Annotated in this window: 4 protein-coding genes; 1 reads left to right on the forward strand and 3 read right to left on the reverse strand. The window is 73.3% G+C overall.

Annotated features, from left to right (window positions below):
* Positions 1–93: 93 nt before the first annotated feature.
* The 3 genes from G3I65_RS33770 to G3I65_RS33780 are packed head-to-tail and all read right to left on the reverse strand — an operon-like array spanning position 94 to position 2,000.
* Positions 94–825: a metallophosphoesterase gene (locus tag G3I65_RS33770; protein ID WP_160699695.1), complete on the reverse strand. Its 732-nt coding sequence runs from the start codon at positions 823–825 to the stop codon at positions 94–96.
* Entirely contained in the window at positions 822–1,631 is an 810-nt protein-coding gene (locus tag G3I65_RS33775) for a nucleotidyltransferase family protein (protein ID WP_160699696.1), read from the reverse strand. Before G3I65_RS33775 ends, G3I65_RS33770 begins: the two co-directional genes overlap by 4 nt.
* A 30-nt stretch (positions 1,632–1,661) precedes the next feature.
* A complete protein-coding gene (locus G3I65_RS33780; protein WP_160699697.1) occupies positions 1,662–2,000 on the reverse strand; it encodes an STAS domain-containing protein in 339 nt (112 codons plus the stop codon).
* A gap of 121 nt (positions 2,001–2,121) precedes the next feature.
* Here G3I65_RS33780 and G3I65_RS33785 point away from each other — a divergent pair.
* Positions 2,122–2,472, forward strand: a 351-nt coding sequence (locus G3I65_RS33785; RefSeq protein WP_160699698.1) for an HD domain-containing protein, incomplete at its 3' end; no start/stop codon positions are given.

Genomic DNA, 2,472 nt, shown 5'->3' on the forward strand with positions numbered 1-2,472 from the left:
CGGTCGCCTGCCTGGGCGCGCCGGGCCATCCCCGGGCGCGCGAGCTGTACTACTCCGTCGGCTTCCGCGAGGTGTCCCGGGACGCGCCGCTCCTCAAGGCCTAGCGGCCACCTCGGCCGGGTGGAGTTCGTACAGCGCGTACGCCTTCCGGATCACCGGCTGCGCCACGTTCCGCACCCGCACGCCGCCGGGGGTGACGCCCTGCTCGCACCCGAAGTGCGCGTGGCCGTGCAGCGCGAGGTCGGCGCCCACCTCGTCGATCGGCTCGCACAGCAGGTACGAGCCGAGGAACGGGTGGATCTCGGGCGGCTCGCCGTGCAGCGTGCCGGGGATCGGCGCGTAGTGGGTCAGCGCCACGACGACGTCGGTGTCGAGGCTCCGCAACGCACTTCGCAACGATTCGGCCGAGGCCATCGTGTGCTCGACGAAGTCCTTCATCTCCCGCTCGCCGAAGCGGCTGGCGCACTTGCCGGCGAACCCGCCGCCGAACCCCTTGACCCCCGCGACGCCGAGCGAGCCGCCGGGCAGGTCGAACCGGGCCGCGTCGCCTTCGAGCACCGTGACGCCCGCGTCCCGGAGCACGCCGGCGATCGCGTCCGCGGCGTCGCTGTGGTGGTCGTGGTTGCCGAGCACGGCGGCGACCGGCACGGACAGCCCGGCGACCTCTTCGGCGACGACGCGGGCTTCGTCGAGCGTGCCGTGCCGGGTGAGGTCCCCGGCCAGCAGGAGGACGTCCGCAGTGCCGTCCAGGTGCTCCAGCGCCGGCCGGAGCAGGCCGCGGGAGTCCTCGCCCAGGTGCACGTCCCCGACCGCGGCGATCCTCATCGGCCGATCTCCTCCGCGCTCGCCGGTTCGCGGACGTCGGCGACCCGGACGTCGTTGTGCACCAGCTCCCCGGTCAGGTACTCGCCCACGACGGCGTCCACCTCCGCCTTCCGCGCGGGACAGGTCACTTCGCCGGTCAGGTGGACGTGCTCGCCCCGCACGGTCACGTGCACGCCGAGCTCGGCGGTGCGGGGGTCTTCGGCGAGGGCCCGGCTCAGCCGGGCGACGAGGTACTGCGGTGCTTCGGGCACGAGAGCCTCCTTCGGGTCGATCACGGCCAGGTCGCCGAGCAGCGCGAGGAAGGCACGGGCGTACGGGGACGCCGACACCTGCACGGCGACCTCCGGCCACTCGACCTGCTCGCGCAGGTCCCGGGCGATCTGGAGCAGCGGAGCGAAGTCGCAGCGGTGTGCTTCGAGCACGAGCAGCTTGTCGACGAGCAGGTCGGTGCCGGACACGACCGGCGCGGCGGTCGACCCGACGCGCATGAACGCGGCGCGGTCCAGCAGCTCGTCGGTCACCGGCCGGTGGTTGGGCCGGTGGATCAGGTCGACGAGGATCTCGCCGTCGTAGACCTTGGTCAGCCAGTCCTCCGGCGGGTGCACGCGGCGCAGCCCGGCGTTGGTGAGCACCTCCCCCGCCCGGTCCGCGTCACCGGGCTTGAGGAACAGGTCGACGTCATGGTCCGACGGCGGCCCGCCGCGGGCGTACACCGCCAGGCCACCGGCCACGGCGAACCGGATCCCGGTGCCGTCCAGCGCGGTCACCACCCGGGTCAGGCTCTGCAGCAGCGCCTCCGCTTCCATGCACGGAGGACTACCCGGCCGCTCCCCCGTTCATGCCCGCTCACGCAGCCACGCGCGGGCGCCGGCCAGCGTCGGGTGCAGGGCGACGGTGGTGTCCAGCCGCGTGAGCCGCAGCGCGCGCAGCACTGCCCGCCGGTCGGTGACCAGCGCGAACGGCACGCCGGCCGCCTCGGTCGCCGCGACCAGCTCGGCGACGACCTGCAGGCCGGCCGAACCGCAGAAGCCGACCCCGCCGAGGTCGAGCACGAGCGCTTCCGGCCGTCCTTCGAGCGCGGTCTCGGCCCGGGCACGCAGCAGCGGCGCACTGCCGAGGTCGAGGTCGCCCTCCGCGGCGACGACGACGGCTTCGGGCAGGCTGCTCTCGGGCACGGGTTCTCCTTCCCCTCGCGAGCCCGAGCCTAGAACGCCTGCATCGATTTGTCATCGATTCGTCCGTCGAGGTAAGTTACGTTACATACATTGGTTGTAATGGAAGGCGTACGCTCGTGGCATGGACCTTTCCCTGCCGAGCGGCGCGGCTGCCACGGCCGCGGCCGAAGTGGCGGCGGCGTACTCGTCGCCGTCGCTGCTGAACCATTCGATGCGGGTCTACGCCTGGGCGGTGGCGCTCGGCGAGGCGCACGGGGTGGCCTTCGACGACGAGCTGCTGTTCGTCGCGGCCATGCTCCACGATGTCGGGCTCGCCCCGGAGTTCGACAGCCACACGAAGCCGTTCGAGGTCGCCGGCGGCCACGTCGGTTGGGTGTTCGCCGCCGGCGCCGGCTGGCCGGCCGCGCGCCGGGACCGGCTCGCCGAGGTGATCGTCCGGCACATGGCGGCGGAGGTCGACCCGGCCGAGGAC

Source organism: Amycolatopsis sp. SID8362 (assembly GCF_010550475.1).
Taxonomy (GTDB): Bacteria; Actinomycetota; Actinomycetes; order Mycobacteriales; family Pseudonocardiaceae; genus Amycolatopsis; species Amycolatopsis eburnea.